Source organism: Cerasicoccus sp. TK19100 (assembly GCF_027257155.1).
Classification (GTDB): Bacteria; Verrucomicrobiota; Verrucomicrobiia; order Opitutales; family Cerasicoccaceae; genus Cerasicoccus; species Cerasicoccus fimbriatus.
Map to the genome: position 1 here is coordinate 345,696 of NZ_JAPWDU010000005.1, position 15,469 is coordinate 361,164.

A 15,469-nucleotide genomic window follows, 5' to 3' on the forward strand; every position below is an offset into this window, starting at 1 on the left:
TTTTGTCTGTCTTATGAGCATATTATCCAAAATCCTACCCCAAGGGTTTAATCAATTTTGTATGGCTGCTTTAGTCATTGCCTCATCCTCAGTCGCTTTGGGGAATTCACTTAAGGAGCCGCCCACGGTGCAAGTTGTGATCAAGCCTGGAATGATTCAGGCCGAAATCCAGCCGACGAATTTGTTCGACGAACAGTCGGTCGGCAAAAACCCGTTGATGAGCTCCGCGAACACCATGTGGAAAGGCCCATCGGAGTTCGTTATCGATCTCGGAAAGGAACGCCATATTGGTAAGATCATGTTCTGGGATTTGAATGGCCACGCCGATGTATTTGTCTCGGCCGGTACACCCGGTAACTGGCAGGAGATCGTCCAGGAAGACGGCGTGGGCATGAAGATTTGGAAGGTGCATGACGGCCTGGATGTTAAGGCGCGCTACCTGCAGGTGATGGCACCAAGCCCGGCGGGTTCCTATGGCGAAATGCTGGTCTTTGAATACACACCGGAGGGCTCGGCGCAGGTAATGGAGGAGCGTCGCCAAGCCGAGCTGCTGGCACAGCGCGTTGCTCGGGCCAAAGAAGAGATCGGCAAGCGTCCGCTGGTGGAGTCGGGCACGTTGTTTGGCAAGCTGCCGTTGGTAGATGAAATCCTGACCGGCGAAACGCCGCCAGAGACTTTTAAGGAAATGCCGAAGGGTGTCTCGAGGGTGGAAAACATTCTGGGCCAGAAGGCGCGTGTACTGCCTAATGAGGGCGAGGAAGCGAAATATTTTGCCTATCGAATGGGTGAAGGCCACTACATCGAGCCTGGCAAAGCATACCTGCTGACCGTGGATTTCCCTGACGACAAGCCGCGTACGTTTTACGTGACTAATCGTGGCGCTGAGATGACGCGCGGCATCCAAACTGGCCAAGCTCTCGGCGACGTTATTTTCACCTACACGAACACGAACCTTGAGTCGTTGGACATTCCACAGACGCAGGAATACATGACGTTTCAGCAGCTCTTTTGGCTGAACGACCGCTTCGACGAATTGAAGCAAAACCGCACGCCGGAAGAGCGTAAATTTTCGCCCATCGGTGGCTTTTTTGTGATAATTGGTCAGGCTGGTGAGAAGCAGGCCCCGCTCTCACATGGTGCGGCCGTTTCGCGGATTCGTTTGTTTGAGGTGCCGGATCCGCAAAAATTTAATGCCGAGCTGCGACTGCCCGAGGGCCTGCCTCACCGCCATCTATTCTACCGTGAAGAAATGGCAGACCTGGTCATTAACTCGGTTAAAGAAAACGAACGTATGGTCAGCAACCCGACCGATTGGTATGTATACCACATGCGGCTGATGCAGTTTCTCGGTATGAATACTTTTGCCAAGGACTTGCTCGAGTTCGGCCACCCGCAGCATTGGGATGTCGAGAACCCGTCTTGGTATAACAGCCACAAGTTCCCCAATGTGTGGGGCGAAATTGTTGACGAGGCCACCAAGCACGGGCTGAGTCTGCTGCCGTACTATGAGTATGCGGGTAGCACGGGTCGCCAAGGCCGTGGCCAGCTCGGCAAGCTGGAAAAGCGCGTCATGCCGTTGAGCGACGAATACTACACGCACGTGCGCTGGGCAGAGAAAAACCAAGTGGACATCACCGATCCAGACACGCTTACGGAGTTCAAGCGCGTGCTCGATCTAACCATTATAAAATACAAGGATAAGGGCGAGATTCTGGGCGCGTGGATTCGCTCCCGCACTTCGCAAATGCCGATGAGTTTTTCGGAATACACCTTGGCTCGGTTCGCGGAAGAGACTGGCTGCAAGCCAATGGTGCGTGAGGATGTCGAGGCTGACAAAGCCTTGCTCGAGGACTACTACGAGTGGTGGTTCGGTAAGCGCAAAGACTTCCTCAATGCAATCTATGAATACTTGAAGGAAAATGGCGTGGGCGAAGACGGCGACCCGGTGGTTATCTTTATGCCGGTTCATCAGGAGCCCGTGCCCAAGCTACCCATTCCTGGTGCGAAGAAATCCATCGTTACTGATAAAAAGGAGCAGTGGGAAGATATCGTAAAGTCGCGCGAGGATTATTCACACTTACTTGTGCTTTCGGAAGATGAAGTGCTGGATAAGCAAATGTATCTCACCGGTATTACTTCGCCGTTGCCAACATGGAGTGCATGGGAGTGGCACCACGCGACTCCGCAGGCCGATCCGCAGCGCTACAAGGACTCTGACGGCATCATGCTCGCCTATCCTTTCAACCGCAAATACACGGTAACTGATCCCAAAGCGATGGAGGCTTATCGGACCAAAGCCGGTTTGGCGATGGTGCGCCATTTCCCGCTGAATGAAGACACAATGGAGGGCATCACCGGTTACTTTGTTACCGATTTTGAACGCGTTGGCCCGTATGTAATGCTACCAGAGGCGCTGGCCGTAGCGAACGGCGATCCGTGGTATATTGGCTATACCAGTGGCTACATCTTTAATCGTGGATTCCCGGAATACGTGCGCCGCTTTAACGCCAATTACCTGGCACTGCCAGCGCTGCCGAGCGAAGTCTTTGATGATGCGACCAAGGAAGAAGGCGTCGTGGTGCGGACGATTCGCACGTCGGGACAAGGCACCTATGTGGCCATCGTCAATACCGGCTTGGAGTCTTTGAAAGACGTCCGCATCGAGATGCCAAAGTCCGGCGATGTTTATGCCGCAGTTTCGGGCAATCTTATCGTCTCAGGGGCGAATTCAATCCGAGTGGATTTGGACCCAGCTGAGCTGAAGACGGTCCTCGTCCGCTAGATTTGTAAATCAAGTATTATGGGGTAAGGGCCTCGCTTTGCATTGCAGAGCGGGGCCCTTATTCAAAGCCTACTTTGTGCTAATAGTGAACTAGGAAGCCCTTTGCATAATCGGTAACGAGCCGGGGAACCCGCGCTCCGCGGCCTCATCGAGCATGGTCTTGGTCGCGGTGGCACCGATGCGCGTTACGCCAATCTCGCGTACGGCGAGGAGGTCGTCCAGCGTGCGCACGCCGCCAGCGGCCTTGATCTGAATATGGTCGGCGGTGTGCTTACGCATCAGCTTCAGGTGTTCCATCGTCGCTCCTTGGTAGCTGTATTTACCATCGTCGCCCTTCACGAAACCATAGCCTGAGGAAGTCTTCACAAAGGCCACATCGACCTCATTGCAAATTTCGCAGAGGCGGATGATTTCATCGTTGGTCAGAAAGTCGTTTTCAAAAATCACTTTCAAGATCGAGCCCGCAGCGACTACGGCTTGGTTGATCAAGTCGATCTCGCGTTGAACGTAGGCCCAGTCACCGCCCTTCACTTTGCCGTTGTTGACGACCATGTCGATTTCCTTGGCACCGGCGAGCGCGGCAGATTCCGCTTCGATCACCTTGATGCCGGTCGTACTGTTGCCGTGAGGGAAGCCGATGACGGCGCAGGCCATCACGTCGGTGCCTGCAAAAATATCCAGTGCCTGTCGGATCGAGTAGGGCTTCACGCAAGCGGTCGCCACATTGTAATCGCGGGAGAGTTCGCAGCCTGCCTGTACGTCGGCATCGGTCATGGTCGGATGCAACAGGGAGTGGTCAATCATCTTGGCCAGTTCGTTTAGTGTCGGTTGGGACATGGTATGTTTGGAGGGGTGGTGTGGGTTAAAATTAGCGGGATAGCTGATCCTGGAAATCATCCCGCAGGCGCAGTGTCAGACGGGGAAATGTCGCGACATTATCAGACGCGTGATATACCTCGAAACATGCACCATGGTAATGCAGATGCTGAATCCAAAGGGGGACGTCATCCGCGTCATAAGCAGCACCATTGAGGCAAAGTGTAGGGCCGAGTATGCCGGACTTCTTCGGGGCCATCGCGGCGCGCAAGGTGGCGTCCTCCCGAGCGGCATGTAGGCTGTAACGCTCGCGACAGACTGCATAAAATGACGCCGCGAGATCCTTGGCTTTGAGCCTCGGGTAAAGCTTGCCCGGGAGCCAGCGCTCCTCGTGGATGACGACTACGCCATTGAGCAAGCGCTGTCGTTCCAGAAAAATGACGCGTTCGTTGGCCTTTACCTGAAGAGAATCGCGGACTGCTCCGGATACATCAGCGGGGGAGTCAAATGCAACGACTTCGGTCGATGGGCTAAGCCCGTTGGCGCGCGCAAAATCCGTAAAACTGTCCATTTGGCGCAGCTTGGAAAAAAGGGTCGGGCGCTCGGCGACGAAGCAGCCAGCACCGCGCCGGATTTCCAACCAGCCCTCGCTAACGAGCTTGGATAAAACCTTGTTCGCCGTTGCTCTGCTAACGCCATGTTCAACTGATAATTCGCGCTCCGAGGGAAAGCGATCGCCAACCGACCATTGTCCTTCGGCCAACTGCTGCTGGCAGAGTTCAATCAACTGAACGTAAACGTTTCGCGTTTCAATCATGTTTGGTAAAGTGGCTAGTGGCCTAGCCACATGTCAACGCAAAAAAATGACGGCTTCGTTGCCGAAGCCGCCATGGTGGAAATTACCACTCGAAAAGAATGGAGCCACTTACGCCGGACACGGTGATGGCATCTCCGTAGGGTGTGGATACAATCTCTGGCTCGATGAACTCGCCAACGAAGTAGGGGAAGACCGGATCGAGCAGGATACGGATTTTATCCGTGTGGCCAGGCTCAACCAGGAAGCTGAGCGTCGCCTCCTCACAGCCGGAAATCACCATGCGCCGATGCACGCCATGCATTAGCTGCGGTACCTCTAGGCACTTGATGACACCGAATTCCACATCGGCGAACACGCGAACTTCGCTGGTCCAGGCAATCTCACCGGTTATCTCGGCCAGACCTTCAGCGATGACCGTCGTTTGGTTCATACGCAGTGGTGCACCAAGCGGATGGCGCACGGAAAGCATGGCGTTTTCATCGCGGCTATGGCCGGAGAGGATAAACGCATTCTTCCAACGGTGAACGGTCAGGTAAGGAGGGCGTGTTTCGTTGAGCGTTTCGTCGCTGTCGATCAGCCAACCGAATGCGCCGAGGCAATTGCGCAGCAAGCGTCCGGTAGGGTAAAACATCGCTCGATCCATGGGCTTGAGGATAGGCCCCTTGATTGGGCGTGGCTTATCAGGATTATATTCACCTGTGCTAAGTGAGGCGCGGGTCCACGCGATAACCCCGCCGTCGGTCTCTGCAATGACCATGGCAGCACGGCTGGCTTTGCCTTGGGTAGCTTCGGCGGCGTCGACATCTGCTTTGCCGCGCAAAGTTTCCGTCCAAGGGCCACCGGAAAGGAACGTTGTGTGCCGGATGATGTTGCCACCCTCGGCGGGTTCCATGGGCGAACTTTGCAATACAAAGTCACCTTCCAGCGGTTCGCTTAGTTCCAGGTCGAGCAGTTCCAGAAATGCGCTGCCGGGCAGCACCGGACCATAGAGCTGCATGTCTATGCCGTCGCTCAGCAGCTTGATCAAATCATCTTCCAGCTTTGATCCGGGCTGTGGAACCGGTGTTACCAGAATTGCGTCTTGTTGTCCGCTGGCGGTCAGGGCGGCGGTTAATTCTTTGGCGTCGACCACGGTGTTGAGCGGAAGGCCTTCATTGATGGCTACGCCGATGTAGGCATCCGCATGGAGTGTGATGTCCGGACGGGTTTTTGCGATTTCGTGGAAATCGTCAAAGGGGTATACCCACAAGAACGGTGCTGGTGCATCGGGTGCTTTTTCGCGCGCTTTCAGGATGAATGCGGTTACTTCATTGGGTACCGAGAGTGGCATATGGCCGTGTGAGTCATCAATGGTGAGCAGCGCCAGATCACGCGGAATTTCCACCTTGCCGTCTGCTGTGAGTCGGCTCACCGAAACTGGCAAAAAGATGTCATGTGGCTGGCGTGAATAGCGGTCGAGCCATGGGCTGTTGAGCCACCACGGGTCGTGGATATAAAAGCGGAAGCGAAAGGTATCACCCGGGTGGCGCGCGACATGGCTCATCCACCCGGAAAGCTCCAAGCCGAAGTCACCATCGAGCGCGGCCCAAGGGGAATTGACCGGCGCATCAAGCCCGAAGTCGCCTTCAAAAATGTGCTTTAGTGGGGAGGCGTCGGAGCCCAAATCGATCCCCGTGGCGAGGTTTGTGCCGCGCGTGCGGATGTGGTACTTCTTGGGGAAAACTTCGCGCAGGTCTTTCCAGAATTGGAGCACGCGCTGTTGTATACCATCGTGCCGATCAGCGTGGTATTCGGCACCGTCAAAGACTTCGCCAACGAGGGCCCAGGGCTCTAGGGAAAAGCCGAAGCCATTGGAGAACCACAGGAAGTCGAAGCCCATATCCTCGAAAAATTGGTTGGCCTGCTTACCTAGAAATGTGCCAATCCGCGTGCCTTGTGGAATGCCCTTAGGGAAGGCGGCGTAAGCGCGGTCGTCGGCGTCGAGCACGGCTTCGCAGGAAATAAACTCGTCCTTGAAAACGGGGCCATCCCCCAGGATCTCGCGGTGCCATTCAAACTTGAAACGGGACTTGGCAAACTCCGGTCCAATGTCGAAGGTCTCACCGACATAGATGGGTTTGCCGGTCATTTCGCGGCCGATGCGCTTTAGGTCCGCGACCAGTCCGCGTAGCCACTCAAAGGTGAAAGTGGCGGGATCTTCGCGGTAAAGATACGAACGCGCATGAATGCCGATGCGGTCTGGATCTCCGGCAAAAACATTGCCGCCAATGCCAGCGTGATCCGGGTCTTTTTTGGCGTTGTCTGCCTCGACCATTTCGAAGCCCCGGTGCCGGTTGGGCGCGCCATGATATTTGGCCCATTCGAACTCGTCTTCTAGCTTGCCACTGTATTCGAGGATCTCCGAGCCTTCGGCAATCCATAGCATGATGGAGATGCTCTCGGCGTGGCGGGTGAGCGCTGCCCATTGGATGAAAATTTCTCGGATGACGCCTTCACGCGTTTCAGTCGAATTGTCGACGAATGGCTTGAGAGACATCTCCAACTGGATGTCGCGCCAGTGGTAGCCGTCGGGATAGGGGAATGGTTGGTGGGACATATGCTTTGCCTTAGAAAGTTACTTTGCGGTAGCGAGCTGGTGGATTCGGTAGCGCGGATCGTCTCGATCCGCATTACGTTGGATGGCTAATTGATTGAAACTGCGGATCGAGGCGATCCGCGCTACCTTTTTTTAAAAGTCGTATTCAAAAAGAAGCGCGCAGCCGATGTCGACTGCGCGCTGAAAAGTCCTAAGCCTTGCGGACGACGACGGCTTCGATGCCGAGTGTTTTGGCCAGCAGGACGAGGGTGTTGGCATGGTGGCCAATACCGAGCGCGAAGTGGTGCGTGGGGCCTTCCATCACCCAGTCGATCAGGAACTGGCGGACGTTTTCGCCAAAACGGCCATGGGTGTTCGTGTTGCCGGTGGGGGGAATTGGACGGTTTTCGGACTCACCTTCGGCGATGACGAATTTAAAAGTGCCGTCGGCTTTCTGACCAATGCTCATCATGGTGATCGGGCCTTCCTTGATCTGGAATTCCACGCCGGCACCGCTGCCAGGCTTGCCATGGTATTTCTTCAAGCTGCGCAGCACGGGTTTGCCCTCGGCGATGTTAATGTGGTGCGGGCCATCGTGGCCGACGAGTACGGTGTCCTGCTCGAAGTCGACAGGGTGGAACTCGGCAAAGCTGCCGCCTATGTCCAGGCGGTCAAAGATCAGCATGGCGATGCAGTTCTTGATATCGAACTCGCCGCACATCGGGAAGCCTGCGCCTTGAAGCAAAGAGTTGCCGACAATGAGATTCGTGACCATGCGGCGGAGGTCGGAACCGGCTTCGCCTTCGTAATAATAAGCCAGGCCGGTGAGGTCATACTCCTCAATGAGCCCATCGAGCGCGACGGCGCATTTGGCGGCTTCGTGGAGGTCGGCATCGGTGAGCTTTTCGGTCAATGGGTCACTCTTGGGATCGGGCGTGTCGAAGAAGCCAAGGATCACTTTCTTCTTCGCTGCGATTTTGGCGTCATCGGCGGCCTTGTAGTGTTTGTAAAGGTCGTGTGGCTCGATCAGCGGCACGTGGCAGCCGAATGCGGAGGTGATGGCGGTGGGGTCGGCATGCATGTCGAGCATGGACTCCAACACGTGGCCCATCAGGCCGACGCGGCCCTTGCGCAAGTCGTGGCGCGCTTTGGCGATGCCGCACCAGCGGGCCAGTTCCGCATCGACGATTGGGTCATCATTTTCGTGGCCGAGAATGACATAAGGGACGGGTTTGCCGAAGCGAACGGCGACGCCGGTAAACTCCGGCACCGAGCAATAGTCGTCATTGCAAAGCTGCATGTAGGTGGTGCCGTTGGGGTAGTCCATGGCGGACATCGGTTGTATGGCCACAAGGACGATCGGGCAGTCGATTTCGCGCACTATGCAGCCGAAGGTCGATGAGGTCGCGTAGGTAACCATGTCGACAAAGAGCACGTCGAGGTCAGCGGCCTTGAGCTTTGGCACGGCGGCGTAGGAAGTCTTGGCGTTATCGACAAGACCGAAGTCTTCCACTTCGACGCCGTTGCGTTGCAGACGCTGGACAAGCACGTCCTGCTTGCGGCGCATTTCGTCAAGCAGGCCATCGAACTGAGGCCAGTAGGTGTGGTGGCCGACGCCGATGACGCCGACTTTTGCGGTGAGGGGTTTGATGCGTTGGATGCTCATATTGGATTGGGTATTAAAGTTGGTCGCGAATTTCGTTGGCCAGATTGGCGAGGCCTTCAGTGAGTTGCTTGCGCTGGGCGTCGTCCCATCGGGTGACCGGGACGCTGCCGCCCACGGCGCAAACGAAGTCACCCTGGCGGTCGAACACCGGTGCCCCTACGGCCGCCACGCCGCTGTTGGCGACGTTGACCATCTCGGCCAAGCCGCGCTCACGAATGCCCATAAGCAGCTCACGGTAGGCTTGGGATTCTTCGGTATTCCAGTTTCGCGCGGCGATGTATTGATCGAGGTAAGCTGGGCTTTGCCACGCCAGCACCACGCTGCCCGAGGCCCACAAGTGCGGATCATCAATGACGACTTCGCCATGGCGAACGGTGAGGGGCTGGTTGCCGGCGAACTCGAGCAAAATGCGGGCCTCGCCGTTGACCATCGTCTGTGCAATCAACGTTTCGCCGAGCGCGGCATGAAACGCTTGCAGCGGGGCGCGAAGTGACTCGCGCAAGGTCGCAAGCGGGTCAATTTGCTGGCAGAGCTTTGCCAATGATTGGCCTGCATGATACTGGCGCGAATCGGGATTAAAATGCAGATAGCCTCGCGCTTGGAGAGTCTTCAATAGCTGCTGCGCGGTAGGTGCTTTCAAGTCGGCTTCGCGGGCCAGCTCGCGCACGCCAACGCCTTGCGGTCGTCCGACGACTAACTCCAATAATGTTAGGGCTCTTTCAACTGATTGCACGGTGTTCGCCATTGATGAACAGTGTTTATGAATTGATATCAAACGTTTGCAAGCCTAAAGATTTAGGTTGGAACAATTGGGCGTTTTTCGGGGTTCCATTTCATGTGAATGTTGGGAATCAATCAGGCCACTGGCGTCTCATATGCTCATGAACCTCAAGTGCTTTCCCATCTGCCGAAAATTTTATTCCCATTGATGACGATTGGCTTGCGCCCGTCTGAAAGCATGATAGCCTAAACTTAATTTCCCATGAGTGAGCCTACCCAGCGATTCAGTCAGCGGGTCGAAGATTATAACAAATATCGACCCAGCTACCCAAGTGCCGCCGCGGCGATTTTACGCGATGAATGTGGGCTCCAGCCGGGTGCGCCAATCGCTGACATCGGATCGGGCACGGGCATATTTTCGCGGCTTTTGCTGCGCCAGGGTTTTCGTGTTATCGGTGTGGAGCCCAACCGCGAAATGCGGGAAGCCGGCGCGCGCCAACTCCGTTGCTACCCGCTTTATCAAAGCTGGGATGGGCGCGCCGAGGAAACAGGTTTGCCGGACCGCACACTGGAGGCGATCAGCGTAGCTCAGGCCTTTCACTGGTTTGACCACAGCGCCACTCGCCGCGAGTTTCGCCGCATCCTGAAGCCGGGAGCCTGGGTTTACATTATTTGGAATCATCGCCGTATGGAGGGCTCTGCCTTTCAGCGTGCTTACGAATGCCTGCTGGAAGAGTTTGGCACCGATTACCACGCGGTCGACCATCACGGGCCTTCTCGGTCGGATTTCTCGGAGTTTTTGGGCGATAGCCCGGTCGAGTCACGGATTTTCCCGAATCGCCAAGAGTGCAACTGGGAGCAATTGCGCGGACGCCTGTTGTCTTGCTCTTATGTGCCAGCACCGGGTGACCCAGACTGCTTGCCGATGCTGCGTCGCCTGGAGCAAATTTTCCTCAAGCACCAACTGGGCAACCGCGTTACCCTGGAATACGATACACGCGTTTTCTGGGGCCGGATCAGCTAAGTGCACGCGAGGAATTGTCCGACGAGGTAATTGAAACCTTGCCCGCGTGTGGGATTCTGGCAGCGTGGTGGCATGGCGGAAAATTCGGAAGAGAAAACCGCGGCTACACCTGCTCGCAGCAAGTTTAATTGGTTAATTTGGCCAGTGGCGATACTGGGCCTGATCGGCGCTGGTATTTATGCCTACCAACGCTACCAGTTTGACCAGGCGCATATCGTCACCGACAACGCGCAAGTCGAAGGGAAGATGATCAAAATACTCGCGCCCGAGCGTGGTTGGCTGACGACGGTGACGGTTATCGAAAACCAGCCCGTCGCAGTCGGCGATACGCTGGCGACCTTGGAGAATCGCTATTATCAACTGGAGGTGCAGCGGGCGCAGGCAAAGGTCAATGCGCTCATTGCTCAGAAGGGGACCGAGGCTAGCAGTCAGGGCAGCGCAAGTGAAACCACTGGCGGTAGCGGTCTGTCTCAGGCCAAGCTCGCCACCGCGCGCGCAAACCTGGGCGTGATTCAGGCCGAACTCGCCGAAGCGCAGTCCACCGCTGACGATGCCAACAGCCAATTGCAGCGCATCAAAAGCAGCAAAAACAGCCCATCGTTTGTCCAGTCGCAGTTGACCATGGCGCAGGCCAGCGCAGATCAGGCTAACGCCCGGCTGCTTACATTACAAAAAGAAGCCTACGCCGCCGAGCAGCAGGTGCAGGAGGCAATGGCCAACGCCCAACTGCTCGATTACAATATTGAGGAGGCCAAGGCCGAGCTCGCGCAGGCGCAGGTTAATCTCGCCTCGACGATTATTAAGTCACCCATCAGCGGGCACGTGGCCCAACTCAAGGTCAACGAAGGCACGACGGTCGAGCAGGGCCAGTATTTGATGACGGTGGTCTCCGATGACGACAAATGGCTCGTGGCCAATATCAAGGAAACGCTGTTTGAGCGCATCTTTATCGGCGATCTCGTGGACATCACCATCGATGCCTTTCCGGGGACGCCTTTTAAGGGCGTGGTCGAGAGTGTGGCCCCTGCGGCGGGAAATCAGTTCAGCATTATTCCGCGCAACGCCGCCAGTGGTAACTTCATTAAGGTCGAGGCCTTGATCCCGGTGCAGGTCCGATTCACCGAGCCAGTGAATCAGGTGGATAAACTGGTGCCTGGCATGAGCGCGGAAGTGACCATTTCCGTGGAGCCTATTCATAAACTGAAGCAGACGGATGATCCGAAAAAGCACGACGTAGTTCCAAATACCGAGGGCGAGACCACCTCGCCACAAGACGACCCGGAGAAGGAAAAAAAGGAAAAGCCGGACGACCAAGCCAATGGCTAGCACGGAACAGACCGGCCATCCGCAGCGCTACCTGATCGCGCTCGCGGTCACGCTGTCGTCCCTTGTGGAGGGGCTGGACACGTCGGTGGTCAATGTCTCGATCCCGCAGATGATGGGCAGTCTCGGTGTGTCTCTCGATGCGATCGCGTGGGTGTCCACGGGCTATATTTTGTCCAATGTGATCATCATCCCATTAACGGGATGGCTCGCCTCGTTGTTTGGCCGAAAGCGGTATTTTACCGGATCGCTGGTGCTGTTTACAGTGGCGAGTTTCATGTGCGGGCACGCGACGACGCTGGAGTCGCTGGTGTTTTGGCGTATCGTGCAGGGCATTGGTGGCGGGGCTTTGGTGGCGACTTCTCAGGCAATTCTCTACGAGGTATTTCCGCCCAAAGAACACTCGCGCGCAATGGCGGTATGGGGGATGGGCATCATGGTCGGCCCGGCGATGGGGCCGGTGCTTGGTGGCTGGCTCACGGAGAAACTTTCCTGGCCTTGGATCTTCTATATAAACATCCCCATTTGCATCCTCGCGCTGGTGATGGTCGTCTTTCTCGTGCCCGATTCGAAATACCGGGAGAAGGTGCGCAAGGTCGATTTCCTTGGGCTGGTCTTACTGGCGGTGGGCATCGGTGCCTGCCAACTGCTGCTCGAAGACGGCAATAAGATTGGCTGGTTCAGCTCGATGACGGGCCTGGAACTCGGCGCGCTGGTGGTTTTTTGCCTCGGGTTATTTGTCTGGCGGGAGTTGACCTTCGACAGCCCGGTGGTCGACCTGCGTATCGTTGGCAATTTGCAATTTACGGCTTGTTGCCTGTTCACTTTCGTTCAGGCGCTTTGCACGCTGGCCATCGTGTTTGTCACGCCGCTGCTTTTGCTGGACCTGATGGGCTACACCGCATTGGAAACCGGTATGATTATGCTGCCAGTGGCGGTGGGGACGAGTCTGGTGATGTTTGTGGTGGGGCGGATTTCTCACCGCTGCAATCCCTATGCACTGATCTTCATTGGCGTGAGCATTTTTCTCTACGCGATGTGGCGCTACAGCTATTTTGACGCGCAAACGCCACGCGAAGATTTCACCTGGCCGCTGTTATTGCGAGGTATTGGGCTGGGGATGATTTTCGTGCCGCTCAACGCCTTGGCGGTGGCGGATCTGCCGCCGGAGAAGCACGCGGCGGCGACCGGCTTGCTCAACCTGACCCGCCAATTCGGTGCCAGTGTGGGGGTTGCCGTAGCGGCGGCGGTGCTGGGCGCGATGCAGGGGCAATTTGAGTCGGTGTTGGTCGATGCCGCGAGCAGTGATTCGCCGCAGCTGACTTACATTGGGCAGCGCGTGACTGCGCTACTGGCGGGGCAGGGCATTCTGGACCCGACAGCGCACTACATCTCGCTTACCATGCTTGATGACTACACCACGCAGCAAGCGACGAGTACCGCGTTTCAGCGCATCTTCACCATCTTTGGTCTGGCGTTATTGGCGGCCCTGCCACTGGTCGCCTTTATGCGGAAAAATCCTGACCGCAGCGCGCCAACGCCTTCCGGGCATTGAGGGAAACTACTTTTTCCCGGCCTCGGCGGCTTCGGGTTCGGTTTTCATTTTCGGTCCAACCGGCATTGGCGGTTTGCTCTTGGGCTTCTCCGGTTTGGGGGCGCGTTCTTCGTCGATCTCTGCGGCTTCCGTTAGCGCGGACATAACTGCTAGCGTCAAATCGCCGGCTAATTTTTTTGCCAGGATGCGGATGCCGGGCAGGTTGGCTTGCTTCTGAGCGGCCACGGCGACGGCACCATCCCGGCCCCGGATCAAATGAATCGTGAGGCTGCCCCGGTTATGGGACTTTAGCTGGTCGGAGCCAATGCTATCGCGGTTGTCCTGGTAATATTTCAGGACGTATTTACCGGCGTTTTCAGCCTCGTTGAGCCCTGGGTAGGTCATGCTGGCGAAGGTATCGCCCTCGACATCCATCACAAAGACGCCGATCACATGGGATAGGTCAAACAGGGAGCGCACGCGACGCTCTACTTTGTCAATCGCAGACACGGGAACACCCTAGCTAAAAGCATGCCATTCCCTAACCCTGCTGCAATTCAGGTTTAATCGTTTGAGAGAGTATTTCCTGGAGCGCGCTAAGGGCCTCCGTACGGTTGCGGGCGTTGGAGACGAATATCTCCAGCTTGATCTTGCCGTCCTTGCGCTCGCCGTTCCAGGTATCCGTGAAGCGGTCCAGCTTGAAGCGTCCGGTCTTTTGGTGATAAGGGAAGTTTGTCTTATCCCACTGGCAGTAAAAGACATACATCTCGGCGTCGCCGTTCTGGAAAATGTAGGTATTAAAAACCAGTTCCAGTCCGTCGGGCCCTTGCCAATGGAAGTCATCCTCTCGCTTGACCATTTGAAAACCACTGGCGGGAAGGCAGGCCTCGGGGCGGTGAATACCCCCCAACTGCGCGGCGCGGGCGCTGTCCCAACGTAAAAAATACGCCATCCAGTGCATGTTGCCCGGGCCATCCCAAGTGGCCAGCTCGCCCTCGCTGTAGTGGAGCACCTCCTCAATGCGCGGGTTGATCGGCTGAAATTCGACAGGCTTGGCCATCTTTTCCCATTGGAAATCCCAGCCGGCAAACTTTACCGGCTCAACGCGCCAAGCATACCATGCCCATACGGCCGGCACGGAGGCTAGCATGAGCACCATTAGCGGGATGAGGGGCTTGGCCGGGAGCAGTCGCGGCTCGTAGTCCTCGGGGAGGGGGGCTCCGTCGATCGCTCCGTAGTGGTCGGATCGGAGCTTCTGCGCGAGCGCGGTTAGCATCAGCAGGCCAAACAGGCTCATCACGAAGACCATGTAGCCTGCCGGGTCGTGCCAGCGTTCCATGACTTCGCCGCCCTGGCGCGCGGTAACAATTGTCAGCACCAACGTGCGCACGTAGTTGAAGGATACCGCCAGCAGGCAGCCCGAGAGAATCAGCCCAAAGCGCACGCGCCACTGAAAGCGCAGCAGCTCGCCCAGAAAATAAGACGCCATGAGTGTGGACTGGAGAGAGCGCACGCCGCTACAGGCCTCTTCCACGCTGACCAGCCCCCGTGAGAGCTGGATGATGTTGCCACTACGCTCCGCAAAGACCCCCAGCAAATTTGCCGACTCGACCACCCAACTGGCGACCATGCTCATGAGCCCGACCACGATGGATTTCTCGATCGTCATCGGCCAGGGGTTGGCGAAGAGCCAGAAAAAGACAGCCGGTGCAAAGTGCTTTATCCATGGCCGACCTCCCCAGTAGAGCAGGAAGCCCATGCTCACGACGAAGGTCAGCAGCGCCTGGACCCACGTCAGCACGCGCCAGTCGGCGTTGGCGTCGTAGATAATGCGAAACGGCGTCAGCAGGATCGTCAGCGAGATAAGCATTGCCCACAGCCCGATGGCCTTGCCCTGGGGCTCGGGCTCCGGGCGGTCACCCCAGCGCCGGAATAGCAGATAAGCACCCAGCAGCGGGACGAAGAGCCCGTAGCCATACTGGTCATTGAGCAGCCACTCCGCCGAGAGCTCGGACCAAAGCAGCAGCCACAATAGCAGCGGTGCGGCCAGGTTGATCCAGCCAGTCAGCTTCGGTTTTGAGGGGGCGTCCATGGGTTAAGATGATTGATTTCCGTCTTGAGTGTTACTTAATTGTGACCCGTTTTCAAAAAAGATGTGGAAAATGCGTCATGACTCGCCTTAGTTTCCTACTTTCGACTCTGATTTGGCGGC

Annotated in this window: 11 protein-coding genes; 4 read left to right on the forward strand and 7 right to left on the reverse strand. The window is 56.6% G+C overall.

The features are described 5' to 3' along the window. The first annotated feature begins 61 nt into the window (after positions 1-61). A complete protein-coding gene (locus O3S85_RS14010) occupies positions 62-2,782 on the forward strand; it encodes a hypothetical protein (RefSeq protein WP_269541126.1) in 2,721 nt (906 codons plus the stop codon). Positions 2,783-2,872: 90 nt separating this feature from the next. On the opposite strand, the gene deoC is transcribed toward O3S85_RS14010, so the two are convergent. From deoC to O3S85_RS14035, 5 genes are all read right to left on the reverse strand, one after another. Then, the gene (gene deoC, locus O3S85_RS14015; RefSeq protein ID WP_269541127.1) at positions 2,873-3,619 is read right to left on the reverse strand and encodes a deoxyribose-phosphate aldolase; all 747 of its coding nucleotides are present in this window, start codon (positions 3,617-3,619) and stop codon (positions 2,873-2,875) included. A 31-nt stretch (positions 3,620-3,650) separates the two neighbouring features. After that, complete coding sequence (locus O3S85_RS14020; protein WP_269541129.1) at positions 3,651-4,415, reverse strand: GntR family transcriptional regulator; 765 nt, start codon at positions 4,413-4,415, stop codon at positions 3,651-3,653. Positions 4,416-4,497: 82 nt separating this feature from the next. Beyond that, entirely contained in the window at positions 4,498-7,011 is a 2,514-nt protein-coding gene (locus tag O3S85_RS14025; RefSeq protein ID WP_269541130.1) for a hypothetical protein, read from the reverse strand. Between the two features lie 190 nt (positions 7,012-7,201). Continuing rightward, a complete protein-coding gene (locus O3S85_RS14030; protein ID WP_269541131.1) occupies positions 7,202-8,656 on the reverse strand; it encodes a hypothetical protein in 1,455 nt (484 codons plus the stop codon). A gap of 13 nt (positions 8,657-8,669) precedes the next feature. Beyond that, positions 8,670-9,401, reverse strand: a complete 732-nt coding sequence (locus O3S85_RS14035) for an IclR family transcriptional regulator (protein ID WP_269541132.1) — start codon at positions 9,399-9,401, stop codon at positions 8,670-8,672. 237 nt (positions 9,402-9,638) lie between these two features. Between O3S85_RS14035 and O3S85_RS14040 the strand changes: the two genes are divergently transcribed. From O3S85_RS14040 to O3S85_RS14050, 3 genes are all read left to right on the forward strand, one after another. After that, positions 9,639-10,400, forward strand: a complete 762-nt coding sequence (locus O3S85_RS14040) for a class I SAM-dependent methyltransferase (RefSeq protein ID WP_269541134.1) — start codon at positions 9,639-9,641, stop codon at positions 10,398-10,400. Positions 10,401-10,544: 144 nt separating this feature from the next. Further along, positions 10,545-11,726: an HlyD family secretion protein gene (locus O3S85_RS14045; protein WP_269541136.1), complete on the forward strand. Its 1,182-nt coding sequence runs from the start codon at positions 10,545-10,547 to the stop codon at positions 11,724-11,726. After that, a complete protein-coding gene (locus O3S85_RS14050) occupies positions 11,719-13,278 on the forward strand; it encodes a DHA2 family efflux MFS transporter permease subunit (RefSeq protein WP_269541137.1) in 1,560 nt (519 codons plus the stop codon). The genes O3S85_RS14045 and O3S85_RS14050 overlap by 8 nt, the downstream gene beginning before the upstream one ends. A 6-nt stretch (positions 13,279-13,284) precedes the next feature. Here O3S85_RS14050 and O3S85_RS14055 read toward each other — a convergent pair whose 3' ends face one another. Further along, positions 13,285-13,767, reverse strand: coding sequence for a hypothetical protein (locus O3S85_RS14055; protein ID WP_269541138.1), 483 nt, complete (start codon positions 13,765-13,767; stop codon positions 13,285-13,287). A gap of 31 nt (positions 13,768-13,798) precedes the next feature. Next, positions 13,799-15,349 (reverse strand): exosortase/archaeosortase family protein, encoded by a 1,551-nt coding sequence (locus tag O3S85_RS14060; protein ID WP_269541139.1) that lies wholly within the window; start codon positions 15,347-15,349, stop codon positions 13,799-13,801. Between the last annotated feature and the right edge of the window lie 120 nt (positions 15,350-15,469).

What these genes read in the sequence shown, in the direction of transcription:
- O3S85_RS14020 (WP_269541129.1), bottom strand. Translation starts at nt 4,415, where the DNA reads ATGATTGAAACGCGAAACGTTTACGTTCAGTTGATTGAACTCTGCCAG.
- O3S85_RS14060 (WP_269541139.1), bottom strand. Translation starts at nt 15,349, where the DNA reads ATGGACGCCCCCTCAAAACCGAAGCTGACTGGCTGGATCAACCTGGCC.
- deoC (WP_269541127.1), bottom strand. Translation starts at nt 3,619, where the DNA reads ATGTCCCAACCGACACTAAACGAACTGGCCAAGATGATTGACCACTCC.
- O3S85_RS14050 (WP_269541137.1), top strand. Translation starts at nt 11,719, where the DNA reads ATGGCTAGCACGGAACAGACCGGCCATCCGCAGCGCTACCTGATCGCG.
- O3S85_RS14040 (WP_269541134.1), top strand. Translation starts at nt 9,639, where the DNA reads ATGAGTGAGCCTACCCAGCGATTCAGTCAGCGGGTCGAAGATTATAAC.
- O3S85_RS14035 (WP_269541132.1), bottom strand. Translation starts at nt 9,401, where the DNA reads ATGGCGAACACCGTGCAATCAGTTGAAAGAGCCCTAACATTATTGGAG.
- O3S85_RS14025 (WP_269541130.1), bottom strand. Translation starts at nt 7,011, where the DNA reads ATGTCCCACCAACCATTCCCCTATCCCGACGGCTACCACTGGCGCGAC.
- O3S85_RS14010 (WP_269541126.1), top strand. Translation starts at nt 62, where the DNA reads ATGGCTGCTTTAGTCATTGCCTCATCCTCAGTCGCTTTGGGGAATTCA.
- O3S85_RS14030 (WP_269541131.1), bottom strand. Translation starts at nt 8,656, where the DNA reads ATGAGCATCCAACGCATCAAACCCCTCACCGCAAAAGTCGGCGTCATC.